Raw genomic sequence first — 26,454 nt, 5'->3', positions numbered from 1 at the left:
AGCGGCTCAGGAGGGAGCGAGGAGGTGCGCCTTCTCGGGGTGCTGCTCGAACCACTGCCCGACGTACCAGCACATCGGCACGACGCTCCGCCCGCCGGCGGCCTCGATGTCGTCGACGGCGAAGGAGACCAGCTCCCCTGCGAGCCCGCGGCCGCGGAAAGGCGGAGTCGTGAAGGAGCGGACGAGGGAGACGCTGCCGGGCGCCTCGCGGTAGTCGAGGACGCCCACCAGGGCGCCGTCGAGGTGGAGCTCGTAGCGCGACGCGTCGTCCGCCCGGCGGAAGTCCTTGGCCATGCCTCCAGAGTAGGACGGCCCGGACGGATCAGGCCTCGTCGCCGAGCATCTCGCCGTCGACGTAGAGCCAGCGACCGTCCTCGCGCAGGAAGCGGCTGCGCTCGTGCACGAGGCCGGGGCCGGCGGGCGAGCGGTAGGAGGCGCGGAACTCGACCAGGCCCTCCTCGTCGCCCTCCCCGCCGAACGAGGTGTCGACGATCTGGAGCCGGCGCCACTGGACGTCGGGATCGAGGTCGATGCGGCGCGGCCGGGTCGAGGGGTCCCAGCTCGCGAGCAGGTAGGGAGCGCTGCCGAGGACGTTCGCGCTGTAGCGGCTGCGCATCAGGCGCTCCGCCGTCGGCGAGGTCTCCTCGCCGAGGTGGGCGGGGCGGCAGCAGTCGGCGTAGTGGCGGCGGCTTCCGCAGGGGCAGGAGTCGGCGGGATGCATCCGGCCAGTGTGGCAGGCGATGCGGCGCCCCCGGTCCGGCGCGGCTCCGGCGAGCGCCGCGACTCCCCGGGCCGTCCAGGTGTGCATCCCCTCCACATCCGCTCCGCCGCCTTGAGGGTGCCGCCGGATCCCGGCAACGTGGCCCCCTCATCGACCACGGACGGAAGGAACGACCCGATGCTCACGCTCACCGACAACGCCAGCACCGTCGTCAAGACCATCACCGGGCAGACCGAGACCCCCGTCGAGGGAGGCCTGCGCATCAGCGGCACCGATCTCGACGCCCGCAACTTCGCTGTCGCGGTCGCCGCGGCCCCCGAGACGACGGACGCCGTCGTGGAGCAGGACGGCGCGCGCGTGTTCCTCGACGTCGCCGCCTCCGTCGCTCTCGGCGACAAGGTCCTCGACGCGCAGGTGGACGAGGGCGGCTCCGTCAGCTTCGGGATCGCTCCGCAGGGCTGACCCCGTCGACCCGGAGGCCGCCCCCACCGCAGTGCGGGAGGGCGGCATCCGTCGTCCCCCGGATCAGGAGAGGACGTCGCGAGTGGTGAAGCGGCCGATCGCGAGCGACCCGAACACGGCGACGTAGGCGAGCTGGAGCAGCGCGTTCTCGCCGAAGGAGCTCCACGCGATCGGGTCGCGCAGGAGGTCGGCGAAGTCGAACCACCGATCGGTCAGCAGGAACGGGTGGAAAGCGTCCAGCTGCGAGAGCGAGCCGACGATCTGCGCCGCGATGGAGACGACCACGGTGGCCGCCATGGCGCCGACCGGCACATCGGTCAGCGTCGAGATGAAGAGGCCGATCGCCGAGAGCCCGACCAGCGAGAGCGCCGCGTACACGGCGATCGCCAGGGCCCGGCCGATCGCGTCGGCGAGCGGGACGGCGCTGCCGGAGAGCAGCGTCACCGGTCCCGCCGGGAAGAGCGCCAGGCCGATCAGGATCCCGACCACCATGACGGTGAGTGCTGCGGCGAGGCAGAAGGCGAGGGAGGCGGCGAACTTCACCGCGAGCAGCCGCACGCGGCCGACGGGGCTGACCAGCAGGTAGCGCAGCGTCCCGAGCGAGGCCTCGCCTGCGATCGCGTCGCCGGCGACGACCCCGACCGTGAGCGGGAGGAACAGCGGGACGGCGACCGTGATGGCCGCGAAGCCGGTGAAGAGGCCGTTGCCGGCGATCGCGCCCACGAAGGAGGGCCCGCCTCCGTCGCCGCCCGAGAGCCGCACCGCGACGGCGAGCAGGATCGGGATGGCGGCCAGGGCCGCGAGCAGCGCCCAGGTGCGGCGCCGGCGGAAGAGCAGGGCGAGCTCGGAGGCGAGCAGGGACCCGATCCCCGCGCGGCGGACGGTCGCGTCAGCGCTCGACATCGAAGCCCTCCCCGGTCAGCTCGACGAAGCGCTCCTCGAGCGAGGGGCGGCGGACGGCGAACCCGCGGACGCGGACGTCGGCCCGCACGAGGTCGGCCACCAGCGTCTCGGCCGCGAGCCCGGGCGGCAGAGCGGCGACGACCAGCGGCGGATCGGCGGGGTGCGGGCCCGGCGCGGTGCGCGGCTCCAGACCCCGGGTGTGCAGGGCCACGATCGCTCGCTCGCGGTCGGGCGTCAGCAGCTCGACCGAGGCGGCGTCCCCGCGCAGCTCGTCGAGCCTGCCCTGGGCGACGAGGCGACCGGTGCGCATGACCGCGGCGTGGGTGCAGAGCTGCTCGATCTCGGCGAGGAGGTGGCTGGAGACGAGGACGGTCGTGCCGTCCTGGTTCAGTCCGCGCACGAGAGCGCGGACCTCGCGGGTGCCCTGCGGGTCGAGGCCGTTCGTGGGCTCGTCCAGCACGATCAGGTCGCGCGGCGAGAGCAGGGCGACCGCGATGCCGAGCCGCTGCTTCATGCCCAGGGAGTAGGAGCCGACCTTCTTGCGCGCCGCGGCCGAGAGGCCGACGCGGGCGAGGGCCTCCTTCGCGCGGGTGTCGCGGGTGCGGGACGAGGTGCCCGCCTCCGCGGCGTCGAAGCGCCGGAGGTTGGCCGCTCCGGAGAGGAACGGGTAGAAGCCCGGCCCCTCGACCAGCGCCCCCACCCGGGGCAGGACCTCGGCCGCGCGCCGGGGCATGGCCTGCCCGAGGACGGTGATGCTGCCCGCGGTCGGCGCGGCGAGGGCGAGCAGCATCCGGATCGTCGTGGTCTTGCCCGAGCCGTTCGGGCCGAGGAAGCCGAAGACGGCGCCGCGGGGAACGGCGAGGTCGAGACCGGAGACCGCCTCCTGGCGCCCGAAGCGCTTGGTGAGGCCCCGCGTCTCGACTGCGAGCTCGCCCGCCGTCACCGAGCGGAGGCCGCGTCGCGGAGCGTCTTGGCCGGGACCGCGCCGGCGAGGACGCGTCCGTCGTCGGTGACGAGGACGGTCAGCAGGGCGGAGGAGAGGATGCGGCCGCCGTCGACCGGCGTGGTGACCGCGTCGAGCGAGGAGAGCGCGTCGGCGTCACCGGCGGGCAGCTCGACGACGCTCGTCCAGCCGGAGCCCGTGGTGACGACGTCGGAGTGCTCGGCCGTGTCCGCGGCGGGCGCGTCGGAGGCGTCCGCCTCGTCGTCGACCGGAGCGGCCTGCTCCGTCACCTCGGCGCCGGCCGGGGGCGTGAAGGAGAAGAGGGACGCGTCGGGCGTCGAGAAGTCGATACTCGTGTACGCGACGCTGAACGCGGGCGCGGTGCCCCCGCGGGCGGTCACGGCTACTCCGAGCGGGAGGCCCGTCTCGCCGTCGACCGAGACGGTCACGGAGCCCACGAGGGTGCCGCCGTCGCGGGGCGTGAGCACGAGCTCGTACGCGTCGCGCCCGGCGACGCTGACGTCCGAGCCGACCGCGACCGTGGTCGTCGGGTCGATCGCGGCGAGCAGCTGCTCGGTGGCGGACGACGGCGTGACGACCTGATCGCCCGGCGAGGCCTCGGGGGCTCCGCCCGCGGGAGGCACGAGGTGGGTGGCGGTGTTCGCGCTCGAGTCGTAGATCCAGACTCCGTCGGTCGTCGAGGCGACGACGTCGCGCTCGGCGAGCCGGTCGAGCACCTGGAGGCGCACGCCCTTCTCGGCGTCGACGTACACGCGCGCCTGGTGCGAGCCGGTGGCGAGCTCGACGAGGGAGTCGGCGGGGTCGGCGGACGCCGAGCCGGCGGAGCCGCCGAGCGCCGAGAGGTCGGGCAGGCCGAGGTCCGAGGTCTGCCGGATCTCGCCGGAGAACGCCGTGGTGTCGCTCTCGGCGACGAAGGCGAGGAGGTCGGCGGCGGACTTCTCGGGGAGGTCTCCCGCGGCGCTCGCCGAGAGGGGGAGGGCGACGGCCGCGGCGACGACGACCGCGGGGACGACGGCGACGGGCGTCCAGCGCTTCCAGTCAATGCTCATGCCGGGAACGCTACGCCTCGAACCTCCGCGGCGGGCCCGGAACGTGCCGGTCCACAGCCTTCCGGAAGGGGGTGCGGTCGGAGACCGCGGCCGGGATGATCAGGGCATGGACCTCCCGTTCGCGCTCCCCCTCGCCCCGATGCTCGCCAAGGCCGTTCCGGCGGTGCCGGAGCAGACCGCCGTCGCGGGCGGATACTCCTACGAGCCGAAGTGGGACGGGTTCCGCGCGATCGTCTCGGTCTCCGGCGGGGAGTGCGAGATCGGGAGCCGCGGCTCCAAGCCGCTGACCCGGTACTTCCCCGAGCTCGTCGAGGCCTTCCTCCGGCTGCTCCCCGACGGCTGCGTGCTCGACGGCGAGATCGTCCTGGCGACCGGCGAGCCGGGAGCCCAGCGGCTCGACTGGGACCTGCTCTCGCAGCGCATCCATCCGGCTGCGAGCCGCGTGAGGATGCTGGCGGAGACCACCCCGGCGATGCTCGTCGCCTTCGACCTGCTCGCCGTGGACGGGCGCAGCATGCTCGAGGAGCCGTACTCGGCGCGGCGGGAGGCGCTCGCCGCGGTGATGGCCGGCGTCCCGCATCCGCTGCACCTCGGCCGCGCCACCGACGACGAGGCCCTGGCGCGCGACTGGCTGGAGCGCTTCGAGGGCGCAGGACTGGACGGCGTCGTGGCGAAGCCCCTGGCCGCGCCCTACTCCCCCGGGAAGCGCGCCGTGCTCAAGGTCAAGCACCACCGCACGGCCGACGTGATCGCGATCGGGTACCGCGAGCACGCCTCCAAGCCGGGCGTGGGCTCGATCCTGCTCGGCCTGCACGGCGACGACGGCGAGGTCCGCCAGGTCGGCGGGGCCTCGGCCTTCAGCGACGAGCGTCGCGTGCAGCTCCTGGAGGAGCTCGCACCCGCGGTCGAGCGCGACGCGGAGGGAGCACCGGTGCGCGGCGAGGGCGAGCGGAGCCGGTTCTCGAGCGGCCGCGACACCTCCTTCGTGCGTCTGCGTCCCGAGCTCGTGCTCGAGGTCCGCTACGACCAGCGCGAGGGCGACCGCTTCCGGCACACCGTTCAGTTCGAGCGCTGGCGCCCGGACCGCGACGCCGCCTCCTGCACCATGGAGCAGCTGGAGCAGCCGACCGCGTACGACCTCGGCGACGTCCTCGGCTAGGCCTTCTTCGCGCGGCTGGGCTGCACGCGGGGCGGCTCGCCCGGCATCTTGGGGAAGTCGGGCGGGAACGGCAGCTCGCCGAGGCCGGCGGCGACATCGCGCTCCCACCAGCCGAGCAGGGCGTCGAGGTGACCGGGGGCGTCGTGCATCCGGGCCCACGGATCACCGCGCTCGGCGAGGCGCGCCGGGACCGTGCGGATCGTGAAGGCCCGCGGGTCGACGCCGTCGAGCTCGTCCCAGTCCAGCGGAGTGGAGACGGGAGCGTGCGCGAGCGGCCGCGGGCTGTAGGCACCGGCGATCGTGCGGTCGCGGTTGGCCTGGTTGAAGTCGACGAAGATCCGCTCGCCGCGCTCCTCCTTCCACCACGCCGTCGTGACCTGCTCGGGCATCCGCCGCTCCAGCTCGCGCGCCGCGGCGATCACCGCGTGGCGGACGTCGAGGAACTCGTGCTCGGCGACGATCGGCGCGAAGACGTGCAGGCCGCGGTTGCCGGACGTCTTCACGAACGGGTCGAGGCCGGCTTCCCGCAGGACCTCCCGCAGCGCGTGCGCGGCGACGACCGCGTCGGCGACGTCGGTGCCGGGCTGCGGGTCGAGGTCGATCCGGAGCTGGTCGGGCAGGTCGGGCGCATCGGCGCGGGACGCCCACGGGTGGAAGACGACGGTGTTCATCTGCGCCGCCCAGACGGCGGCCGCGGGCTCGTCGATCACGAGCTGCGGATGCACCCGCCCGCTCGGGTACGTCACCGGGACGGACCGGACGTACTCGGGCGCGCCCTTGGGCGGGTTCTTCGAGAAGAACTGCTCGCCCTCGATCCCGGAGGAGAAGCGCTGCAGCGAGACGGGGCGGCCGCCGTTCGCCGCGACGAACGGCTCGCCGACGGCGATCAGGTACTCCGCGACCTCGCGTTTGGTGATGCCCGGCTCCGGGAAGAGCACGCGCTCGGGGCTCGAGATCCGCACCTCCCGGTCGCCGTGCGGTCCGGGGACGGTGAGGACGACGGCGTCGCTGCTGGGCATCTGCTGAGGCTAGCCCGCGGCGCCGCCCGGCGACAGGGGTCCGCCGGGGCGTCGCCGCAGCCGGATCGGGCCCTTCGCCCGCGAGGGGTCGACGACCTGTCCGCCCTGCACGATGTCGATCTCGCCCCGGTCGACCAGGCGGCGCGCGGCCCGGCGCGCGGGCTCCATCAGCGGCCGCCACTCCTCGCCGCCGACCCGGCGCGCGACCTCGGACGGGCACGCCGTCGACGCCGCCGCTCGCGCGAGCAGGACAGTGCGGATCTCCTCCTCGAGCCGCGCCTCCTCCGGTCCGACTCCGCGACGGCGGCAGGCGTCCGAGCAGTAGCGGACGTCCTCCCAGTCCCGTGCCCACTTCGCGCGCCACTCGATCTCGCGACCGCAGGAGGCGCAGGTCTTGCTCTCGGGATGCGCGGTGGACGTGCGCTGACGATGGGCCATGCCCTCGAGTCTGCGCGCAGACCGCGGCCGCAGCGACGGGTTGCGCTGAGGGCGAGCGACGGGCGCGCGGAGGCCGGCGCCGACGACGGGCACCCGATCGGGCGTGATCGGGAACAGGGAGCGGCGGATCGGCGTTCCCCGAGGTGGCGGCGTCATACTCCGCAATGGGGCGGCCCTCCCCCGGCCGGTGCGCCAGTCTGGAGGGGCCGTGCTGCGGCGCGACGGCGGGCCACCACCCCGTGCCGCACCCTCGATCGATCAGGAGTCTCCGATGAGCCGCGAGAACCTCGCCACCACCCCGGACCGCGAGCCGGAGCACCGCGCCTTCGCCGGACTCTCCCCGGAGGACTTCAAGCTCGCGTTCCGCAACCACGCCGCCGGAGTCGCGCTGATCACCGCCGACCCGGGCACCGGCCCGGTCGCCCTGACCGCGACCTCCGTCTTCTCGGTGAGCGCCGAGCCACCGCTGTTCGTCTTCTCGCTCTCGTCCGCCTCGTCCAGCTCTCCGGCCATCCAGGCGTCCGAGACGCTGGTCGTGCACCTGCTCGGGGCGGAGCAGCTCGACCTGGCGCGTCTGGGCTCGACCAGCGGCATCGACCGCTTCGCCGACACGTCGCTCTGGTCGCGGCTGCCCACGGGCGAGCCGTTCTTCCCGGGCGCCGCCGCCTGGATCCGCGGCACGGTGATCAACCGCATGGAGGCGGGATCGTCCACGATCGTCGCCGTGCACGCCCTCGAGGCCCACGTGCCCGAGGACTCCGAGACCACGGCGCCGCTCGTCTACCACAACCGCACCTGGCACCACCTCGGCGAGCACTCCCGCCTCAGCTGAGCTCCGCGGGCACTCCGGAGCAGGCGGTTCAGGCCTCCGGGCCGGTCGCCACCGTCCGGCCCGGCGTGCTCGACCACTGCGACCAGGAGCCCGGGTAGAGCGCCGGTGCGAAGCCCGCGAGCGTGAGCGCGACGACGTCGACCGCGGCCGAGACGCCGCTGCCGCAGTACACGCCGACGGGGGCGTGCTCCCGCACGCCGAGCGCCTCGAATCCGGCGCGCAGGTCGGAGGCGGGCCGGAACCGCCCCTCGGAGTCGAGCGCCGCGGACGCGGGAGCGTTCCGAGCGCCGGGGATGTGGCCCGCCCGCGGGTCGATCGGCTCGACCTCGCCGCGGTACCGCTCAGGGGCGCGGGCGTCGAGCAGGACGCCCGCCGAGGGCAGCGCCGCCGCCTCGTGGATGTCCAGCACCGGGAGCCGACCGTAGGCCAGCTCGACGTCGCCCCGCTCGCGCGGGACGTCGCCCGTCTCGAGCTCCCGCCCCGAGCGGATCCAGCCGGCGAGCGACCCGTCGAGCAGGCGGACGTCCTCCACTCCCGTCGCCCGCAGCAGCCACCAGGCCCGCGCGGCCGGGACGCTACGCGCGTCGTCGTACACGACGACGGACCGGCCCCGGCGGAGCCCCCAGCCGCGCGCCGCCTCCTGCAGCACCTCGATCGGAGGCAGCGGGTGGCGCCCCTCCTCCGGCTCGCCGTGGGCGGCCAGCTCGTGATCGAGGTCGACGTGCACCGCGCCGGGCAGGTGACCCGCGAGGTACTCCGGGCGGCCGTCGGGCCGGTCGAGGCGCCAGCGCACGTCGAGGACGAGCGGCGGCTCGGTGGAGGCCATGAGCTCGGCGAGCTCGTCAGGGGTGACCAGCAGGCTCTCGCGGCTGGAGGGGGTCGTCGGGGTCATGGCGTCCTTCCGATCCGCGTCGTCGGCGGAGTCCTGCCCCAGCATGCCGGGTCGCCCGGCGGCGCGGGAGCTCGGGCGGCAGCGGAGCATCAGTGCGCAAGGCGCCTTGTCGATGGTCGTCTGCCGGAGAGCCTCTCGCGCAGGCGGGTCGTGTTCACCACTCGAGACCCGCGGGCGCGGCCCGGAGGCCTGCAAGGGACCGCTCGGGCCTGAGAGAGGAGGGCGAGGCTCTCGACGTCGGAGGACCGCCGAAGGCCCGCCCCTCCGGCAGGGGCGGACCTTCGCTGCCTTCAGTTGGACTCGCAGGCGAACCCGTCGTCGTCCCTGTCGAGCCCTGCGACATCGCCGTAGTACGGGTAGTACAGGTCGAAGTACCGCTGAGCTGAGGCCTGGTCCGGGAAGTCGTCGCAGTTCACAGCGTCGCCGGGATAAGCAGGTCGTCCCGGGCCGGGCGCCGGTGCCGGCGCCGGTGCCGCGGCCTGCGTGCTCGCCCAGAGTGCGCGGCCCTGCGGCGAGTAGATCACCAGGTTGCCGTCGTTCTGCATGACCATCCGGGAGCCCGGGCTGCCCGCCGTGCCGGACTGCCAGCGCGCTCCGCCGGAGCCCGCGTAGACCACGGCGTTGCCGTCGGACTGCATCTCGAGCCGGTTGCCGCCTCCGGACGTGCCGGCCGCCCAGCGGGCCGAGCCGTGCGAGTACACGACGAGGTTGCCGTCGCCCTGCATGACCGCCTCGCTTCCTCCGTCGGAGGAGCGCAGCAGCTGACCGGCGGTCAGCCGGTTCCCGGAGGAGAGGGTGTCCCGGACGGCGGGCGCGGGCGGCGCCGGAGGAGTGTCGCTCGCCCACAGCGCGCGGCCCGAGGCGGAGTAGACGACCAGGTTGCCGTCGTTCTGCATCTGCAGGCGGGATCCCGGGTTGCCCGCCGTACCCGAGGCCCACAGGGGTCGGCCCGAGGCGGAGGTGACCACGGCGTTGCCGTCCGACTGCATCGAGAGCGTCTCGCCCTCGCCCTGGGTGCCGGCGCCCCAGCGGACGTCCCCCCGCGAGTAGACCGCGAGATTGCCGTCGCCCTGCAGGGAGGCGCGCGACCGGCCGTCCGGCGAGGTGAGCTGCTGTCCCCGGCTGAGCCGCGAGCCGGAGGAGAGGACGTCTCGGATCTCGGGCGCGCGCGAGGTCGAGCTCGCCCAGAGCGGCCGTCCGGAGGCGGCGGTGATCACCAGGTTGCCGTCGTTCTGCATCCGCATCCGCGCGCCCGGGTTCCCGGGCGTTCCCGCCTGCCAGCGCACGCCGGACCCGGGGGCCGAGACCACCGCGTTCCCGTCGGTCTGCATCGCGAGGCGGTTGCCCGCTCCGGAGGTGACGGAGCTCCAGCGCGGCGATCCGTCCACGGAGACGACGAGATTGCCGTCGCTCTGCATCTCGGCGCGCGAGCGGCCGTCGGAGGCGGTCAGCTGCTGTCCCGGAGAGAGCTCGCGCCCGCTGTCGAGGACGTCGGCGATCGGCTCCGGCTCGGGCTCCTGCTCATCGGCCGAGGACCAGGCCGTGTCCCCGTTCGGGCGGACGAGCACGAGCTGCCCGTCGTCCTGGATGAGGGCGAGCGCGCCGGTCTCTCCCGCGGTCCCGGACGCCCAGACGGGCGTGCCGGAGCCGGTCACGACGACGAGGTTGCCGTCCTCCTGCATCCGCACCGTGGTCGCACCGGTGCCCTGGGTCCTGGTGCTCCAGACGGGGCGGCGCCCGGCGTCGTAGATCACGGCGTTGCCGTCCGCCTGCATCTCGAAGCTCGCGGAGTCTCCGTTCGAGAAGATGCGCTCGCCCGCGTCGAGCGAGTCGCCGCCGAGGAGGGCGTTCGTGTAGGTCTGCGATCCGCGCGCCTCGGCGGGCGGAGTCTCCCCCGGGACGAAGGCGGTCGGAGTCTCGGCGACGGCCTGCGTCGCGAGGGCGGACGGCGCCAGAGCGGCGGAACCGCCCGCGGCGAGCAGGCAGGCGAGGGCCATCGCCGCGAGGCGATGAGGAGGTCGTGGCACGGAGAGCCCTTTCGGAGGCGGCGGCGGCGGAAGCCGTGGTCGAGCGGAGCCTGGCACGCGCTCGCCACGGCCGTCCATCCGGGCCGCGCGGAACCACTCAGCCGGAGCGGGCGATCCGCGCCGGCTGCGCGGGCGCCGCCTCCGGACCACGGAGCCTCCGGCCGGCTCGCGCGCCCCGGTCGGGGTTGTCGGCGATCGACGCGGATCGACGGAGGACGTGCTCCCACGGCCGGAGCGCACCCCGCGCGGGTGCCCCGGGAGGCGGCTCGGACCTCCCGCGGCACGGAGGAGGTCCCCGTTCCTCCTAAAATCGGAGGCATGTCGAAAGTGTTGAGCAGTCTGCCCGTGGGCGAGCGTGTCGGAATCGCATTCTCGGGAGGCCTCGACACATCCGTCGCCGTCGCCTGGATGCGCGAGAAGGGCGCGGTGCCCTGCACGTACACGGCCGACATCGGCCAGTACGACGAGCCCGACATCGAGAGCGTCCCGTCCCGCGCGGCCCAGTACGGCGCCGAGATCTCGCGCCTCGTCGACGCGAAGAGCGCGCTGGTCGAGGAGGGGCTCGTCGCCCTGCAGTGCGGCGCCTTCCACATCCGCTCCGGCGGCAAGACCTACTTCAACACCACCCCCCTCGGCCGCGCCGTGACCGGCACCCTCCTCGTCCGCGCCATGCGCGAGGACGGCGTCGACATCTGGGGCGACGGCTCGACCTACAAGGGCAACGACATCGAGCGGTTCTACCGCTACGGCCTGCTCGCCAACCCCCGCCTGCGCATCTACAAGCCCTGGCTCGACGTGCAGTTCGTCAACGAGCTCGGCGGCCGCACCGAGATGTCGGAGTGGCTGGTCGCCCGCGGCTTCCCCTACCGCGACGCCACCGAGAAGGCCTACTCGACCGACGCCAACATCTGGGGCGCCACCCACGAGGCCAAGCGCCTCGAGGAGCTCTCCAGCGGCCTCGAGCTCGTCGAGCCGATCATGGGGGTCGCGTCGTGGCGTGACGAGGTCGAGATCGCCTCCGAGGTCGTCTCGGTGCGCTTCGAGGCCGGCCGCCCCGTCGCGCTGAACGGCGTCGAGTTCTCGGACGCCGTCGCGCTCGTGCTCGAGGCGAACGCGATCGGCGGACGCCACGGGCTCGGCGTCTCGGACCAGATCGAGAACCGGATCATCGAGGCCAAGAGCCGCGGCATCTACGAGGCCCCCGGCATGGCGCTGCTGCACATCGCCTACGAGCGCCTGCTGAACGCGATCCACAACGAGGACACCGTCGCCCAGTACCACTCGGAGGGCCGCCGTCTCGGCCGCCTGATGTACGAGGGCCGCTGGCTCGACCCGCAGTCGCTGATGCTGCGCGAGTCCATCCAGCGCTGGGTCGGCTCGGCCGTCTCCGGGGAGGTCACCCTGCGTCTGCGCCGCGGCGACGACTACACGATCCTCGACACGACCGGCCCCGCGCTGAGCTACCACCCGGACAAGCTCTCGATGGAGCGGGTCGGCGACGCCGCCTTCGGCCCCGAGGACCGCATCGGGCAGCTCACGATGCGCAACCTCGACATCGCCGACTCCCGCTCGCGGCTCGAGCAGTACGCGGCCGCCGGCCTCGTCGGCGGTCCGACCGCCGAGCTCGTCGGCGAGCTCGAGATCGGCGAGGCCGACGCGATCACCGAGGGCGGCGGGTCCGCAGCGGCCGATGCGCTCGGACGCGCCACCGACCTGGCCTCGGAGGGTGCGGCGTTCGACGCCGGAACCGACTGACCCCGCCCGTCCGACGCCCCCGCGCGCATCCGTCCCACCGGGACGCGAGGCGCACGGGGGCGTCGTGCTGTGCGGGCCGACCCGGCGCGCCGGCTGCGAGGGCGGGCCCGGCGCGAGAGCGGTGCTCCGGCGTTCGTCGCGACGGCCGTCAGAGCGCGGAGGATCGGACGAGCGCGAGCGCGGCGTCCACGGTGGCGAGCGACTGCGCCGGATCGACGCGGGCCAGCACGAGCGCGGCCACCAGGAGCGACACGAGGACGTCCGCCTGAGCCGACGCCCACGCCTGCGCGTCGGGCCAGCGGGCCAGCGCTCCGGCGCGCAGTGCGCCCAGCAGCTCGGCCCGGTAGTCGGCGATCACCTCGCGCACGGCGTCGTCGCGCGCGATCGGCGCGCCCGCGGCGTTGAGCAGCAGGCAGCCGCTCCTCGCGGAGAGCGTGCGAGAGTCGGCGAGCGCCGCCCGCAGCCCGGTGAAGTACTCCTCGAGCGCCGTCGGCGACGCCCCTCGCGGATCGACGAGCGGGGCGAGCCGGGGCCGCACCACCTCGTCGAGGTAGCTCTGCACGGCAGCGTCGAAGAGCCCACGCTTGCTGCCGAAGGCGTGGTAGAGGCTGGAGCGGCGCAGTCCGGTCGCGGACTCCAGGTCCGGGAGGGACGCCTCCTCGAAGCCGCTCTCCCAGAAGACGGCGCGGGCGGCGCGGACGACCTGCTCGGTGTCGAAGCCCTGCGTGCGACCCACGGTGCTCCTCCTGAGGGGTGACAGCTGCGGCGCCGCACTGGCGCGGACCGCTCGCTCCAGTATATTGTGGACTGGTCGTTACACAATCGGTGCGGAGCCCTCCGCACCACGACCATCGCCTGGAGGCCCGCCGTGATCGTTCTCGGACTGGTGCTCGCCGCTCTCGCCGCGGCGCTGCACGTCTACATCTTCGTGCTCGAGTCGGTCCTCTGGACGACCTCGCGCGCCCGAACGACGTTCGGCACGACCGCCGGCGAGGCGGAGGCGACGAAGGAGATGGCCTACAACCAGGGCTTCTACAACCTCTTCCTCGCCGTCGTCACCGTGGCGGGCATCGTCGCCGTCGCGATCGGCGCCACCGCCGTCGGCGCGGCCCTCGTCTTCGCCGGCGCCGGATCGATGGTCGCCGCAGCACTCGTCCTGCTCCTCTCCGCTCCGACCAAGCGCCGCGCCGCGCTGACCCAGATGACCCCGGGTCTGCTCGCGGTGATCGCGCTCGCCGTCGGCCTCTCACTCTGATCCCCTCCGATCCACCACCACGAAAGGTCCTATGAGCACCGTCACCAGCACCCAGATCCAGCTCGTCCGCCGCCCCGACGGCTGGCCCGTCGCCGAGGACTTCCGGACCGCGACCGTCGAGTACGGCGACCCGGCCGCGGGCGAGATCCGCGTCGAGAACGCCTTCCTCTCGGTCGACCCCTACATGCGCGGCCGCATGAACGACGTGAAGAGCTACACCCCGCCCTTCGCCCTCGGCGAGACCATGACCGGCGGTGCCGTCGGCCGGGTGACCGTCTCCGACGACCCCGCGTTCCCCGTCGGCAGCGCGGTCCTGCACCAGCTCGGCTGGCGCGACGTCGTGCAGGCCGAGTCGTCGCAGTTCCGCGTCGTCCCCGAGATCCCCGGAGTGCCGCTCTCGCTCCGCCTCGGCATCCTCGGGATGACCGGACTCACCGCGTACGTCGGGCTCACCGCCATCGCGGGCATGAAGGAGGGCGACACCGTCTTCGTCTCGGGCGCCGCGGGAGCCGTCGGCTCGGCCGCCGGTCAGATCGCGCGCCTCCTCGGAGCCGAGCGGGTCGTCGGATCCGCGGGCTCGGCCGAGAAGGTCGCCCTGCTCACCGAGAAGTACGGCTACGACGCCGCCTTCGACTACCACTCCGGCCCGGTCCGCGAGCAGCTGGCCGAGGCCGCGCCCGACGGGATCGACGTGTACTTCGACAACGTCGGCGGCGACCACCTCGAAGCGGCCCTCGACGCCTTCCGCGACGGCGGCCGCGCGGCGCTCTGCGGAGCGATCGCCGGCTACAACAGCACCGAGAAGACACCCGGCCCCGACAACATGGCGAACATCATCACCCGCGGTCTCACGCTGCGCGGATTCACGCTGTCCGGCTACCTCGACCACTCGCCGGAGTTCAACCGGCTGATGGCCGGCTGGTTCGCCGACGGAGAGATCGCCTACGACGAGACCGTCGTCGACGGCATCGACCACGCCGTGGACGCGTTCCTCTCGATGATGCGCGGCGGCAACACCGGGAAGATGGTCGTCCGCGTCTAGCGCCGACCCCGGTGCGGCGGGCGCGAGGAGGGGCACCTCCGGACGCCCGCCGCATCCGTCCTCCGCCTCCCTGACCGGGACCTCCGAGAATGCTCGCGGATCCGCGGGGCCGATCGGTCCGGGCGGTGGCAGACTGCGGACATGAGCACGTTCTCGCACCGGACCGGCGCCTCCGCGCTGGCAGCAGCAGCACTCGTCCTCGTCCTCACCGGCTGCGCGGGCAGCGGCGGAGCCCCGTCCGCGCGGACGCCGCTCCCGACACCGACCGCGACCGCGACCCCGACGTCTTCGCCGACTCCCGCTCCGACGCCGACTCCCACCGTGACCGTGACGGTCACGGCGACCCCCGAGCCCTCGTCGACCGGTTCTCCCGCCGCGGATCCGGCGGCGGCGCGCTGCACGGGCTCCGACCTGACGATGGAGTACCGCCCCGACCCCGACGCGTCGGGTGCCGGGAACAGCGCCTTCGACCTCGTGCTCACCAGCACCTCCTCCTCCGACTGCGCTCTCGCGGGCATCCCCGGCGTCTACGCGACCGACGCCGACGGGAACCGGATCAGCGCGGTCGCCGACGCGTCCGGCCCGAACCCCGACGCTCCCGTGATCCTCGTCCCGGGCGCCCGGGCGGACGTCCGGGTCGCCTGGCACTCCCCCGGCGCCTACGGCTGCACGGTCGGGACCTCCGCGTACCTCGTCGCCGAGGTCCTCGACGCCCCGGACGGCGCGGTCCGCGCCCCCGCCGAGCTCCAGGTGTGCACCGACGGCACCGTGATGATGGACGCCTCCGCCTACACGCTGCTCTGAGCCCTCCCCGAGCGCGCACGCCTCCCGCGCGGCCCGCTCACCGGGCGCGACCCCTTGACCGGGCGCGGCGCAGCCGGGACCCTCGCACTACACGTCCCCACCCCACCCCGGAGGTCACCATGAAGGTCGGCTCACTCGTTCTCCGTCTCGCCGTCGGCGGGCTCTTCGTCGGACACGGTCTGCAGAAGCTGCGGGGCTCGTTCGACGGCCCCGGCCTCGACGGCACCGAGCAGATGATGTCGAGCCTGGAGATGCATCCGGCCCGGCGCAACGCCGTCGCCGCAGCGGTGACCGAGACGGCCGGAGGCGCCGCTCTCGCCCTCGGCGCCGCGACTCCGCTCGCCGCCGCCGGACTCGTCGCCACGATGGTCACCGCCGTGCGCAAGGTGCACTGGAGCAACGGCCTGTGGAACGCGGGCGGCGGGTGGGAGTACAACGCCGTCCTCGTCGCGGCGACGGCCGCGATCGTCGCGGACGGCCCCGGCGCGCTCTCGTTCGACGCCCTGATCGGCAAGCGCAAGTGGGGAGCCGGCTGGGCGCTGTTCGCCCTGATCGGCGGAGCGGCTGCGTCGACCGCCCTGATCGAGGCCGGGCGACGCGCCGCGCCGGTCGGAGCGGGCACCTCCGGCTCCGACGACGGCGGGTCGGACGACGACGGCGCCGACTCGACCGCCTCGTAGCCCCGCTCCGCCGCACTGTGCGGGCGCGGTAGCGTCGGAGGCGTGACCGAGACACGCGCCTCCGACCCCGATCGCCCCGAGACCGACGCGCTCGCCCTCTGGCTCGCGGCGGTCGAGCGCCTCGACGCTCAGGACGACCCGGACGGCGTCGTCGAGCGGATGCGCGTCCTCGCAGCCCGCTACCCGGGACACGACGGAGTCGCCGCTTTCGAGCTGGGCGGCGCCCTCGACAGCGCGGGACACGAGGCGGAGGCGGCGGTCGAGTACGAGCGCGCCCTCGCAGCCGGCCTGGATGACGAGCGGCGGGCGCGGTTGACGATCCAGTACGCCTCGACACTCCGGAACCTCGGCCGCACCGATGAGGCGATCGACCTCCTCGCCGGCGCCGCCGCGCACCCCGCGGTGGGCTCCGCGCGGGAGGTGTTCCTCGCGCTCGCCCTGCACAGCGCCGGGCGCGTCGACGAGGCCCTGCGGATCGCGCTGGAGGCGCTGGCTCCGGGGCTCCCCCGGTACCAGCGCTCCGTCCGCGCCTACGCCGCCGCCCTCACCGACCCCGAGCAGTAGCGCGGAGGCTCGGCGCGGCGAGCGCCGAACCTCCATGGGCGCCGACTCAGTCCTCGAGCAGGATCGCGTCGATCTGCCCCATCGCCTGGCGGAGTCCCTCCTCCATGCCCATCTGGACCATCTGCTCGAGCTGCTCGACCGACTCGAAACGGCTGCTGAGGACCATCCGCGTGCGCCCCGGCTCGATCTCGTCGAGGGTGACCGTGGCCCGGGTGATCCCCAGCGCGTCGACCGGGTCGCCGCGCTCGTCGGCGAAGCCGTCCTCGAACTCGAACCGCGTCGGCTCCTCCACCCGGGTCACGCGCCACCAGCCGCGCGCCTGCTCGCCGTCCGGTCCCGTCATGACGTAGGCGCTCCGTCCGCCCTCGACCGGCTCGTGCCGCTCGAAGGTCGCCGGCCAGGTCGGCGGCCCCCACCAGCGCTCGAGGCGGCGCGGATCCGTCCAGAGGAGCCAGACGCGCTCGATCCCCGCGTCGAACTCGGCGGTCACGGTCAGGGTCAGTTCCTCGATGTCCTTCACGGACTGCAGCACGCTCATCGCGCCTCTCCCTCCAGCAGATCCCGCGCGCCGGTCGGCTCGCGGGTGTCACTCCTCGTCGAGGAGGTCCGACATGCGGTCGATCCTCCCCGCCCACAGCTGCTCGTAGGCGTCGAGCAGGCGCGACGCCCGCCGCACTGCGGCGACCTCGCCCTGCACCAGCTGCTCCCGCCCCCTCCTCCGCTTGCGGACGAGTGCCGCCCGCTCGAGGACGGCCACGTGCTTCTGCACCGCCGCGAACGACATCTCGTAGCGCGCCGCGAGTGCGGAGACGGACTGCTCGCCGACCAGCACCCGGGCGACGATGTCGCGGCGGGTGCTGTCGGCCAGCGCCCGGAAGAGCAGGTCGATGTCGGCGTCCATTCGTACAACCATGTGGTTGCACATTAGGGCCGTCCCCTCCCCCGCGCAAGAGCATCCGTCTCCGGGGCGAGCGCACCGACCGGCGCCCGACCTCAGGCGCTCGCGGCATCGAGGGCCTCGGCAGCGGCCGCGAGCACCCAGTCCGGCAGGGGGCGGGCCGCGAACAGCGAGGCGTAGAGCCGGGCCATCGAGTCGTCGGGGTCGAGCCGCAGCGCCTCGTCGAGGTGGAGCCCGGCGAGGCTCGAGACTCCCCTCGCCCACCAGCACCACGCGAGAACGGTGAGCACGGAGGAGCGCGCCTCCTCCGGCGCCAGCGCGGCGGCACGGGCGAGGAGCCCGGTCGCCCGCGCCAGACGGGCGCGCTCCGGAGCGCGCCCGCTGCCGAGCAGCAGTGCCGACAGCTCGAGGTCGTGGTCGTCGTCCGTTCCGGCGCGGGCCTCGCCCACCGCGCCGGGCGGCACTCCCACTCCCGCCTGCGGGCTCCGCGCGATCTGCACGGTCACCCGGTCTCGGAGGGGCGGCGACTGCAGGGTCCGCACGATCAGTCCTTCGCGGCGGACGTCCCGCGGTCCGCTGAGCCAGCGCTCGACGAGCCGTTCCGTGTCGCCGACCAGGGGCGGCCGGCGGAGCACCTCCGCGACGAGCGCGCGATCCTCCTCGACGACCGGCGGCAGCACGGAGAGCGCGTCGATGTCCAGAGGCTCATCGGCCACCGCTCGGGCGAGGACGCCGGTCTCGCTCCGCTCGATCTCGAGGAGCGGACGTGGCCTGCGGCACTCCTCGGCGTCCGTGTAGCGCCCCCATCCGTCGGCGGCGATGCAGGCCACGGCGATGATGTCCAGGCGCGTGCGCTCCAGGCGCCGGAGCACCGCGTGGCCGAGGTCGAGATGCGGGATCCCCCGCTCCTCGGCGTAGCCCGCACGGGTGCAGACCACCACCAGCACACCGGTGGCCCGCGGCATCGTCTCCATCATGGCCGCGCAGCCGCCCGCCAGCGCCTCCGCCTCCATCCCGCGCAGCGTCTCCGGGAGCGGGATCCGGAAGCCTCCCCCGGCGCGCGTGCCGAGAAACGGCACCACCACGACGGACTCCTCCGGACGGATGCCGATGATGGAGGGGACGGCCGCCAGGAGGTCCTGGATCGCGCTCGCCCGCAGGACTTCGGGATCGCGGCGGCGGGACGGAGGAGCAGGGGTTCGCTGTGTGGATGTCATGTCCGACACCCTGCTCGCGTCGCCGGCGGTGCAGGATCCCGCAGGCTCGGACCGGGGAGAACCGGGGCGGACCGGCGCCTGTGGAGGAGCGTCCGGGGCCGGCGGCTCAGCCGGCCGCGGGAGCCCGCAGCACCTTCGCCATCGGCCGTCCCTTCGCGATCTCGTCGATCAGCTTGTCGAGGTACCGGATGCGCTGCATCAGCGGATCCTCGATCGTCTCGACTCGCACGCCGCAGATCACTCCCGTGATCGCCGAGGCCTGCGGAGGCAGGCGCGCCTCCGCGAAGAACTCCTCGAAGGTCGTCCTGCTCTCGAGGTGCCGGGCCAGCTCCTCGTCCGAGAAGCCGGTGAGCCAGCGGACCGCCTCGTCGACCTCCTCCCTCGTCCGGCCCTTGCGCTCCGCCTTCGCCACGTAGAGGGGGTGCACGTCGGCGAACGCCACGGAGAAGATCCTGCTCATGGCCGGGAAGCGTACTCGCGCGACGCCCGGCGCGGCAGAGGCGCCCGCACCGCTATCCTCCCCAGTGGCCCTCGCGCCTCCACCCCGCAGCCCACAGAGAGAACCACCGTGAGCCTCCTCCGCACCAAGTCCGTCGAGCAGTCGATCGCCGACACCGATGAGCCCGAGTACAAGCTCAAGAAGTCGCTGACCGCGCTCGATCTCACGGTCTTCGGCGTCGGAGTCGTCATCGGCGCCGGCATCTTCACCCTCACCGGCCGCGCCGCCCACGACATCGCCGGACCGGCGATCGTCCTGAGCTTCGTCGTCGCCGCATTCGCCTGCGCCCTCGCGGCCATGTGCTACGCCGAGTTCGCCTCCACGGTCCCGGTGTCGGGCTCCGCCTACACCTTCTCCTACGCCTCCCTCGGCGAGCTCTTCGCCTGGATCATCGGCTGGGACCTGATCCTCGAGCTGTTCCTCGGAGCGAGCGTGGTCGCGCAGGGGTGGAGCGCGTACCTCGGGTCGCTGCTGCAGCAGCTGGGAGTGACTCTCCCGCCGGCGCTCACCTACGGCGGCGTGGTCGACGTGCCGGCGATCCTGCTCGTCCTCGCGCTCGGCGCGCTGATGACCTTCGGGATCAAGGAATCGCTGCGCGTCAACCTGGTGCTCGTCGCGATCAAGCTGTTCATCGTCCTGTTCGTCATCATCGCGGGCCTGCAGTTCGTGAACACCGCCAACTACACCCCGTTCGTCCCCGCCGCCGAGCCCTCGCAGTCCGCGTCCGGTCTGACCCAGCCGCTGCTCCAGTTCCTCTCGGGCATCGAGCCGGCCACGTTCGGCGTCGGCGGCATCATCGCCGGCGCCTCCCTGGTGTTCTTCGCCTACATCGGGTTCGACGTCGTCGCGACGACCGCGGAGGAGACCCGCCGCCCCCAGCGCGACCTGCCCATCGGCATCATCGCCTCGCTGATCATCTGCACGGTCCTCTACTGCGCCGTCGCCCTCGTCGTGACCGGCATGGTCCCCTACCGCGAGCTCGACCCGTCGGCCGCGCTCGCCAATGCGTTCGCCTACCACGGGCAGACCTGGATGGCGACGGTCATCTCGGCCGGCGCCGTCGCCGGTCTGACCACCGTCGTGCTGACGCTGCTGATCGGAGCGACGCGCATCATCTTCGCGATGGCGCGCGACGGGCTCCTCCCCCGGCGCCTGGCCACCGTCCACCCGCGCCTGCGCACGCCGTGGTTCACCTCCGTGGTCGTGACCATCGTCGTCGCGCTGCTCGCCGGGCTCACTCCGATCGGCGTGCTCGAGGAGATGGTCAACATCGGCACGCTCTCGGCGTTCGTGCTGGTCTCGGTCGGCGTCGTGGTGCTGCGCCGCAAGCGGCCCGACCTGAAGCGCGGCTTCCGGGTCCCGCTGAACCCGTGGCTCCCGCTGCTCTCGGCCCTGATCTGCACCTACCTGATGCTCAACCTCTCGATCGAGACCTGGCTGCGCTTCCTGATCTGGCTGGCCGTGGGCTTCGCGATCTACTTCGCCTACTCGCGCAGCCACGCGAAGATCGGCACGCAGCCCTAGGGGGCCAGGCCCACCTTCGGCCTGGCCCAGGAGCGTCCGCGCGTGTCCTTGAGGATGTCGTACTCCACCTCGACGTGCGGCTCGATCGCGCTGTACTTGTCGTTCGGGGCGCCGATCACGAGCTGGAAGCCGAGACCGCGCCACGCACCGATCGCCCGCTTGGTGAAGTGGGCGTCGGCCTTGATCAGCGCCTCGTCCATGAAGACCGGGGCGTACCGGGGGCGGTCTGCTCCCGCGTCGCCGAGCTGATAGCGCAGCGCCGCTCCGACGATGAAGGCGATCAGCTCCTGCGACTCCCCGCCGGACTTCTCGCCGATGTGGTCGTACAGCGCCACGTGCGCTCGGGTGACGGCGTCCACGCGCTCGGCGCTGACCCGGACGTGGTTGCGGACGTCGACGAGGTCGCCGAAGTCGGGCGCGGTGCGCCGCAGCCGCTGGATGAGCCGGGACATCCGCCGGTAGACCTGCTCGCGCTCCTCCTCCGCGGACACGGCCTGGATCTGCGCGCGCACCTCGCGGAGCTCGCGGCGGAAGCGACGGCGCACCTCCGACTGGTTCTCGCGCGTCGTGATCTGCAGGCGGTGGCCGTCGTCGTAGAACGGCAGGTCCTGCATGATCACGTTGATCGGCTCGATCCGCTCGCGGATCTCGCGCAGCGAGCGGCCGAGCGTGGAGTCGAAGCTCGTGAGGTCGTTGCCGGAGAGCGTGAGCAGGCTGTCGCGCCACTCGGTCTCGAGCCGGTGCAGGCCGCTGGTCTCGAGGGCGTCGAGCAGCCGCTCGAAGTCGCCCGCGGACGCCTCGGGGTCCGCGAGCAGGTTGGGATTCGGCCAGCGGTCGAGGAAGCCGGCCATGATCCGGCCGGCGCTCTCGCGCTGCTGCTCGTGCGCCTCGGCCGCGGAGCGGCGGTCCTCCGCCAGTCGCTGCGCCGCCGTGGCGAGTGCTGCGTCGAAGCGGACCAGGACGTCCGAGGCGCTGCCGGACGCCGCGGCCTCGGTCAGCGTGAACCGGGCGTCCAGGAAGGCGCGCTGGTCGTCGTCGAGCTCGCGTCCTGCGCGCTCCGCCGCATCGAGAACCGCCTGGCTCGCGTCGACGTCGTCGACCACGACGGCCCACTCCGCCTCGATCCGCTCGCGTTCCACACCGGCGCGCGCGATCTCCTGGCGGAGGCGCTCGAGGCGGCCGCGCAGCCCGTCGATCTGCTCCTGCAGGCCGGCGAGCTCGGGGTTCGCCTCCGCAGCCTCGGCGCCGACCGCCTCCCAGCGCTCCTGCTCGGCGAGCAGCGACTCGACGTCGACCGTCTCCCAGCTCACCAGCGCGAGGCGGGCGTGGCGCGTCATCCGGTCGTCGAGTGCATCGAGGGATTCCTCCGCCGCCGACGCCGCCGAGACGGCCGCCGCGCTGCGGGCCCGGGCCGCCTCGACCAGGGCGTTCAGCTCGCGGAGTCGACGGGAGTTGGAGAAGCCGAGGACGTTCGCGGCGCCGTGGCCGCCGTGCGCACCGCGCTGCCCCTGCGAGAGCTGACCGGTGAGGGTCAGGGCGAGCCGGTGGCGTCCGAGCTCCGCAGCGCTGTCGACGCACACGTAGCCGAAGCGGTCCTCGAGCCGGTCCTGCAGCCAGCCGGTGAAGGCGGTGGCGCGGTAGTCGAGGCGCCCGGGCAGCGTCTGCGGGTCGAGGCCCCGCACCTCCTCGAGCCCGGTCTCCACGCCCTCGTAGCGGAGCCGGACCGGGAGCCGGAGGGAGTCGATGGCGCGGCGGAAGCGGTCGAGGTGGGCGGAGTCGATCATCAGCGTCGTCGCGAAGCCGCCGAGGGCGAGCGTGAACGCCTCGCGCCAGGGCTCGAACTCGGCACGCACCTCGACCAGCTCGCCGACGAAGGGCAGGTCGTCGGCGGTGAGGCCGGCTGCCTCCGCGATCCGCTCGCGCGCCTCGTGCAGAGGCCGGGGGATGCTGTCCCGACGGTCCGAGGCCGAGCGCTGCTCCGCCTCGAGCTCGGCGAGCTCGCGCGCCGCGGCCTTCCGCTCGGCGACCGCGTCCGACCAGGCCGCACGGGTGCTGCGCTTGGCGTCGGCCGCGCTCGCCGCCCGGGCGAGCACCGCCTCGAACCGCTCGCGGGTGGTCTCCGGCTCGCCGAGAGCGCGCAGGTCCTCCTCGAGCCGGGCGCGGTTCTCGCGCGCCGCTCCCAGCCGCCGCTCCACCTCGCGGAGCTCGCGCTGGGCCGTCTCGAGGCGGTCGCCGCCGGAGGCCCGCAGCACCTCAGCGAGCCCGTCCCGCTCCGACTCCGCCGCCTCGGCGAGCGCCCGCTTCTCGCGGAGCACGGCGTCGACGGCGCGGGTGCGCTCGCGCAGCTCGACCTCGACGTCGCGCAGCAGGCCGAGGCGCTGCTCAGCGCGCCACAGGGCCGCCGGCGACACCGGGGCATCGAACTCCCCGAGCGCGTCGATGAGGCGCACGCGCTCCGCGGACGCGGCGATGCGCAGGCGCAAACCCCGCAACGGCTCGAGTGCCGCGACCTGCTGGCGCGCGGTGAGCATCCGCTGCCGCGTGCTCTCGAGCTCGTCGAAGTGGGCGACGACCGCGTCGGCGGAGGCCAGGGTCTCGGGCTCCTCGAGCACGAGCCGCTTGTAGAGGTCGTCGACGGTCGTGATCTGCTGACCGGCCTGGATGCGGGCGAGCAGGCTCATCGCCTTCGATCCGGCTCCCGCCGCTCCGATGCCGAGCACCGCGTGCAGACGCGCCGAGAACTCGCGGTCGGTGCCGAGCGGATCCAGGCCCGCCGCGCGCAGCGACGCGTCGGAGAAGCGGTGCGCCGCCGCCCGGTCGAGCGCGGCGAGGTCGACCGGGCCCTCGGCGCTCGCGCGGATCCGCACGGTCTCCTCGAGCACCCGGGAGCCGGCCGGGACATACCAGGCGCGGACCGCGCTGAAGCGCGAGCCGTCGTGGTCGACCCAGGTCATCGCGACGGCGGTCCAGGTGTCGACTCCGTCGCCGCGCAGGACGCGCATGGTCGTGCCCTCGTCCGTGCGCGACTCGTCGAGCTTGCCGCGCGCGTAGGAGAGGATGTTGCGCTGGTCCTCGCCGCGCGGACGGCCCGTCACTCCGCCGTTCGAGGCGCCGTTGAACGGCGTGGTGTGCGGCATCATCAGGGCGATGTAGGCGTCCATCAGCGTGGACTTGCCGGAGCCGGAGCCGCCGCAGAGCAGTGTGGCCCCCGGCGAGAAGCGGACCCGGTGCGCGCCGTCGTAGCCGCCCCAGTTGACCAGCTGCAGGTCCTCGGCGAGCCACTGCTGACCGCGGGAGGCGGCGGGGATCAGGCCGAAGAGGGTGTCGAGCATCGTCATCGGGGGTCGTCCTCCGGGTCGGGGGTGTCGTCGTCGGTCGGCTCGTCGTCCAGCGGCTCGTCGTCGGCCGGCTCGTCGTCCGCGACATCGGTCCCGGGCAGGACGCCGTCCGTGGGCGGGTCCGCGTCCTCGTCGAGGCCGTCGTCCTCGAGCGCGTCGTCGTCCGCCTGCTCCGGATCGTCCGAGCCGGGCTCCTCGGCGGGCGCCGCTTCTGCGACCACCGAGGAAGCGTCTTCGCCCGCCCGCCCGCGCAGCCAGTCGCTCAGCTCCCGCAGCTTCGGCGCGCTCAGCACGATCTCCACGATCGGGCTGATCCGGTACCGCCCTGCGGACTCCTCGTCGACGATGCCGTCGCGGCCGAGCCGCTCCAGCGCCTTGCGGACCATGCGCTGCCGGCGGGCGGTGTCGCGCTCGGCGTCGGCGAAGTAGCTGAGCACCGTCTGCTCGACCTCCTCGACGTCCACGCGCGCCGACGCCTCGCCGGCCGCCGACTCCCGCTGATGGACCGTGCGCAGGTGCACCAGCACCAGCGTCTCGGCGCGGGTGTAGGGGAGGTCGCGCAGCAGCACCGGCATCTCCACCTCGTCGGAGCGCACCTGCTGCTTGTAGGCGACCCCGCGCTCGTGGTCGACGACGAGCCGCACGAACAGGTCGTTCAGCCGCGACTCGATCAGCTGCCGGTGCTCCTGGAGCACGGCCCACTGCTCGCGGTGGCGGTCGGCGAGGAGGAAGCGGCGCTGCAGCACGTGCACGAGCACCCGGCGCACCTCGGTGTCGAGGACGCCGCGGTCGCCGGGGAAGAGCTCGTCGGGGTCCTCCTCCATCGACACGGGCGCGATGAACGGATCGGCGGCGGTCCCGTCGGTCGCCAGGGTGTCACTCATCGTCGGTCTCCTCCTCGGTGCGGGCGGTCACGGACCCGAAGGCGAAGCGGCGCACGGTCCCGTCGGGTCGGCGCGTGCTCACGACGGAGTAGCCGTCGCGGTCGACGAGGCCCGTCCGGTGCGCGATCTCGAGCAGCCCGAGCAGGTCGACGGGCCGTCGCGTGTCCTCCGGAGCCGCGCTGAACGCGTCCGCCAGATCGAACTCGTCGCCGAGCTCCGCCACGTAGGCCTCCAGCTCCGCGTAGCGGGGACCGCCCCAGGCCCGGCTGTCGTCGCCGACGAACTCGGCGTCGCCGTCGTCTCCGGCCAGGGGCGCCGGCCCGCCGGCCGGGCGCACGTCGCCGAGGGTCTGGCGCAGGTGGCCGATCCCGGCGACGGGCAGGTGCCGCAGCGGCGTGACCGGCGCGTCCGGCGAGATCCCGCCCGTCCACTCCTGGAGCCCCGCCATCACGTCGCGCAGCAGCTCGTCCACCTGGCGGTCGCGAGCGGGGTCGTGGGTGCGGACCTGGCCCGTGATGACGTGGGACGCGCGACGCTGCGCGGTCAGGACCTCCTGCACGCCCAGCTCCACCCGGCGGCCGATCGCGGCCAGCTCCCCGCGCTGGGCCGGGTCCATCAGGCGGGAGAACGGCTGCACGAGCACGGTGTGCAGCTGATCGGCGAGCGCATCGATCCGCTCGGGGTCGCCCAGGAGGCGGAGGGCTCCGGCGAACGCACGGCCCTCGCTGGTGGCCTGCATCACGTGCTGCCCGCGCTCGAGGTACTCCCGCAGCACCTCGCCGGTCGGACGGACGTCGCGGCGCAGGTCCGCGACCACGTCGCGCTGCATCGCCTTGATCGACTCCGCCACCCGCGCGAAGTCGGCCGGCAGCTCGCGGGCGAGGTGCACCACGTTCTCGGCCTCCTCCAGGAGCTGCTCGTCGTCGGCCGGCTCGAGACCGGCGCCCTCCTCGAGGGCGGCGATCTCGGCATCCAGGCGCGCCCGCTCCTCGCGGAGCCGCGAGAGGCGGGCCTCCGGGTCGGGATCGACGTCCGCGGCCAGCCGCTCGACCGCCTCCAGCAGGGTGCGCACCCGCGAGTTCGAGACGCGCGTGCGTCCACCTCCGGTGCGCCCGGTGATCTCGAGGGCGCTCACGGCGTGGGCGCTCAGCCGGTAGACCTCGGCCTCGCCCTCGATCTGCGGCACGAGCCAGCCGACGCGGACCCAGTAGCGGCACACCTCGCGCGCCGTGCCGCTCGGCAGAGCGCGCTCGCCCTCGTCGTACCCGGCCGAGCGCAGCTCCTCGAGCAGCTCCCCCACCTCGGCGTGCGCGTCGGCGACCGCCACGGCCTGCCGGTCGACGGTGAACACGAGCGACAGGGCGGCGACGACGAACGGGGCGTACCGGCCGTGGAGGAGATCCAGGGTCGGCGTCCGGAAGGCGCCGAGGGAGCGCAGGTAGGCGGCCTCGGCGCGGGAGTTCGACATCGCCCTCAAGGATAGGCGGCGGGTCGGGCGCCCGAGGACGGCCGCGCCTGGGCCGCAATC

General features: G+C 73.8%; 27 protein-coding genes. 10 read left to right on the top strand and 17 right to left on the bottom strand.

The window, feature by feature from the left end:
* Positions 1–6 precede the first annotated feature (6 nt).
* Together C5C99_RS11735 and C5C99_RS11730 are read right to left on the bottom strand one after the other, a co-directional pair.
* Complete coding sequence (locus tag C5C99_RS11735) at positions 7–294, bottom strand: GNAT family N-acetyltransferase (RefSeq protein WP_104222554.1); 288 nt, start codon at positions 292–294, stop codon at positions 7–9.
* A gap of 28 nt (positions 295–322) precedes the next feature.
* Entirely contained in the window at positions 323–721 is a 399-nt protein-coding gene (locus C5C99_RS11730; protein WP_104340115.1) for a YchJ family protein, read from the bottom strand.
* A 177-nt stretch (positions 722–898) separates the two neighbouring features.
* Here C5C99_RS11730 and C5C99_RS11725 point away from each other — a divergent pair, with 177 nt between their 5' ends.
* A complete protein-coding gene (locus tag C5C99_RS11725; RefSeq protein ID WP_104225397.1) occupies positions 899–1,183 on the top strand; it encodes a hypothetical protein in 285 nt (94 codons plus the stop codon).
* Between the two features lie 63 nt (positions 1,184–1,246).
* On the opposite strand, the gene C5C99_RS11720 is transcribed toward C5C99_RS11725, so the two are convergent.
* From C5C99_RS11720 to C5C99_RS11710, 3 genes are read right to left on the bottom strand one after another with little or no spacing between them, the layout of a single operon-like run.
* The gene (locus C5C99_RS11720) at positions 1,247–2,086 is read right to left on the bottom strand and encodes an ABC transporter permease (RefSeq protein WP_104340108.1); all 840 of its coding nucleotides are present in this window, start codon (positions 2,084–2,086) and stop codon (positions 1,247–1,249) included.
* Positions 2,073–3,029 carry an ABC transporter ATP-binding protein gene (locus C5C99_RS11715; protein WP_104340107.1) on the bottom strand — a complete coding sequence of 319 codons (957 nt, stop codon included), beginning with the start codon at positions 3,027–3,029 and terminating at the stop codon, positions 2,073–2,075. The genes C5C99_RS11720 and C5C99_RS11715 overlap by 14 nt, the downstream gene beginning before the upstream one ends.
* Complete coding sequence (locus C5C99_RS11710; protein ID WP_104340106.1) at positions 3,026–4,099, bottom strand: DUF2092 domain-containing protein; 1,074 nt, start codon at positions 4,097–4,099, stop codon at positions 3,026–3,028. Before C5C99_RS11710 ends, C5C99_RS11715 begins: the two co-directional genes overlap by 4 nt.
* 106 nt (positions 4,100–4,205) lie before the next feature.
* Between C5C99_RS11710 and C5C99_RS11705 the strand changes: the two genes are divergently transcribed.
* Entirely contained in the window at positions 4,206–5,258 is a 1,053-nt protein-coding gene (locus C5C99_RS11705) for an ATP-dependent DNA ligase (RefSeq protein WP_104340105.1), read from the top strand.
* On the opposite strand, the gene ligD is transcribed toward C5C99_RS11705, so the two are convergent.
* Positions 5,255–6,277, bottom strand: coding sequence for a non-homologous end-joining DNA ligase (gene ligD, locus C5C99_RS11700; RefSeq protein ID WP_181027141.1), 1,023 nt, complete (start codon positions 6,275–6,277; stop codon positions 5,255–5,257). The two genes, C5C99_RS11705 and ligD, sit on opposite strands and share 4 nt — an antisense overlap.
* Positions 6,278–6,286: 9 nt before the next feature.
* Positions 6,287–6,715 (bottom strand): DUF2256 and DUF3253 domain-containing protein, encoded by a 429-nt coding sequence (locus tag C5C99_RS11695; RefSeq protein WP_104340104.1) that lies wholly within the window; start codon positions 6,713–6,715, stop codon positions 6,287–6,289.
* Positions 6,716–6,986: 271 nt separating this feature from the next.
* On the opposite strand from C5C99_RS11695, the gene C5C99_RS11690 reads away from it, so the two are divergent.
* Positions 6,987–7,547, top strand: a complete 561-nt coding sequence (locus C5C99_RS11690; protein ID WP_104222547.1) for a flavin reductase family protein — start codon at positions 6,987–6,989, stop codon at positions 7,545–7,547.
* A 28-nt stretch (positions 7,548–7,575) separates the two neighbouring features.
* Here the strand turns inward: C5C99_RS11690 and C5C99_RS11685 are convergent, their stop codons facing one another.
* Together C5C99_RS11685 and C5C99_RS11680 are read right to left on the bottom strand one after the other, a co-directional pair.
* A complete protein-coding gene (locus C5C99_RS11685) occupies positions 7,576–8,439 on the bottom strand; it encodes a sulfurtransferase (RefSeq protein WP_104324609.1) in 864 nt (287 codons plus the stop codon).
* Positions 8,440–8,729: 290 nt separating this feature from the next.
* Positions 8,730–10,436: an excalibur calcium-binding domain-containing protein gene (locus C5C99_RS11680; RefSeq protein WP_181074592.1), complete on the bottom strand. Its 1,707-nt coding sequence runs from the start codon at positions 10,434–10,436 to the stop codon at positions 8,730–8,732.
* A 348-nt stretch (positions 10,437–10,784) separates the two neighbouring features.
* On the opposite strand from C5C99_RS11680, the gene argG reads away from it, so the two are divergent.
* Positions 10,785–12,221, top strand: coding sequence for an argininosuccinate synthase (gene argG / locus C5C99_RS11675; RefSeq protein WP_104222545.1), 1,437 nt, complete (start codon positions 10,785–10,787; stop codon positions 12,219–12,221).
* A 148-nt stretch (positions 12,222–12,369) separates the two neighbouring features.
* Here the strand turns inward: argG and C5C99_RS11670 are convergent, their stop codons facing one another.
* Positions 12,370–12,957, bottom strand: coding sequence for a TetR/AcrR family transcriptional regulator (locus C5C99_RS11670; RefSeq protein WP_104273307.1), 588 nt, complete (start codon positions 12,955–12,957; stop codon positions 12,370–12,372).
* A gap of 132 nt (positions 12,958–13,089) precedes the next feature.
* On the opposite strand from C5C99_RS11670, the gene C5C99_RS11665 reads away from it, so the two are divergent.
* The 5 genes from C5C99_RS11665 to C5C99_RS11640 all read left to right on the top strand — a co-directional run bounded on the left by C5C99_RS11665 (position 13,090) and on the right by C5C99_RS11640 (position 16,566).
* Entirely contained in the window at positions 13,090–13,476 is a 387-nt protein-coding gene (locus C5C99_RS11665) for a DUF1304 domain-containing protein (RefSeq protein ID WP_104261131.1), read from the top strand.
* Between the two features lie 31 nt (positions 13,477–13,507).
* Positions 13,508–14,518: an NADP-dependent oxidoreductase gene (locus C5C99_RS11660; RefSeq protein WP_104340102.1), complete on the top strand. Its 1,011-nt coding sequence runs from the start codon at positions 13,508–13,510 to the stop codon at positions 14,516–14,518.
* A gap of 141 nt (positions 14,519–14,659) precedes the next feature.
* Positions 14,660–15,322, top strand: a complete 663-nt coding sequence (locus C5C99_RS17150) for a DUF4232 domain-containing protein (protein WP_181069116.1) — start codon at positions 14,660–14,662, stop codon at positions 15,320–15,322.
* A gap of 119 nt (positions 15,323–15,441) precedes the next feature.
* Complete coding sequence (locus C5C99_RS11645; RefSeq protein ID WP_104222539.1) at positions 15,442–16,002, top strand: DoxX family protein; 561 nt, start codon at positions 15,442–15,444, stop codon at positions 16,000–16,002.
* 42 nt (positions 16,003–16,044) lie between these two features.
* Positions 16,045–16,566, top strand: coding sequence for a tetratricopeptide repeat protein (locus C5C99_RS11640; RefSeq protein ID WP_244230648.1), 522 nt, complete (start codon positions 16,045–16,047; stop codon positions 16,564–16,566).
* Positions 16,567–16,612: 46 nt separating this feature from the next.
* Here the strand turns inward: C5C99_RS11640 and C5C99_RS11635 are convergent, their stop codons facing one another.
* The 4 genes from C5C99_RS11635 to C5C99_RS11620 all read right to left on the bottom strand — a co-directional run bounded on the left by C5C99_RS11635 (position 16,613) and on the right by C5C99_RS11620 (position 19,141).
* Positions 16,613–17,104, bottom strand: coding sequence for an SRPBCC domain-containing protein (locus C5C99_RS11635; protein ID WP_104222538.1), 492 nt, complete (start codon positions 17,102–17,104; stop codon positions 16,613–16,615).
* A gap of 48 nt (positions 17,105–17,152) precedes the next feature.
* A complete protein-coding gene (locus C5C99_RS11630) occupies positions 17,153–17,479 on the bottom strand; it encodes a metalloregulator ArsR/SmtB family transcription factor (RefSeq protein WP_104222609.1) in 327 nt (108 codons plus the stop codon).
* Positions 17,480–17,559: 80 nt separating this feature from the next.
* Positions 17,560–18,681 carry a DUF4192 family protein gene (locus tag C5C99_RS11625; RefSeq protein ID WP_104309599.1) on the bottom strand — a complete coding sequence of 374 codons (1,122 nt, stop codon included), beginning with the start codon at positions 18,679–18,681 and terminating at the stop codon, positions 17,560–17,562.
* A 106-nt stretch (positions 18,682–18,787) separates the two neighbouring features.
* Entirely contained in the window at positions 18,788–19,141 is a 354-nt protein-coding gene (locus C5C99_RS11620; RefSeq protein ID WP_104222536.1) for a DUF2200 domain-containing protein, read from the bottom strand.
* A gap of 108 nt (positions 19,142–19,249) precedes the next feature.
* Here C5C99_RS11620 and C5C99_RS11615 point away from each other — a divergent pair, with 108 nt between their 5' ends.
* On the top strand, positions 19,250–20,704 hold the full coding sequence (locus tag C5C99_RS11615; RefSeq protein ID WP_104247171.1) for an amino acid permease: 1,455 nt from the start codon (positions 19,250–19,252) through the stop codon (positions 20,702–20,704).
* Here C5C99_RS11615 and C5C99_RS11610 read toward each other — a convergent pair.
* The 3 genes from C5C99_RS11610 to C5C99_RS11600 are packed head-to-tail and all read right to left on the bottom strand — an operon-like array spanning position 20,701 to position 26,394.
* Positions 20,701–24,042: an ATP-binding protein gene (locus tag C5C99_RS11610; protein WP_104340101.1), complete on the bottom strand. Its 3,342-nt coding sequence runs from the start codon at positions 24,040–24,042 to the stop codon at positions 20,701–20,703. The genes C5C99_RS11615 and C5C99_RS11610 overlap by 4 nt on opposite strands.
* A complete protein-coding gene (locus C5C99_RS11605; protein ID WP_104247173.1) occupies positions 24,039–24,926 on the bottom strand; it encodes a DUF4194 domain-containing protein in 888 nt (295 codons plus the stop codon). The genes C5C99_RS11610 and C5C99_RS11605 overlap by 4 nt, the downstream gene beginning before the upstream one ends.
* Positions 24,919–26,394, bottom strand: a complete 1,476-nt coding sequence (locus C5C99_RS11600) for a DUF3375 domain-containing protein (RefSeq protein ID WP_104340100.1) — start codon at positions 26,392–26,394, stop codon at positions 24,919–24,921. The genes C5C99_RS11605 and C5C99_RS11600 overlap by 8 nt, the downstream gene beginning before the upstream one ends.
* Positions 26,395–26,454 lie beyond the last annotated feature (60 nt).

Source organism: Rathayibacter sp. AY1C4 (assembly GCF_002932195.1).
GTDB lineage: Bacteria > Actinomycetota > Actinomycetes > Actinomycetales > Microbacteriaceae > Rathayibacter.
The sequence above is the reverse complement of the archived record's forward strand: the minus strand, read 5'-3'. Positions and strand labels throughout refer to the sequence as shown.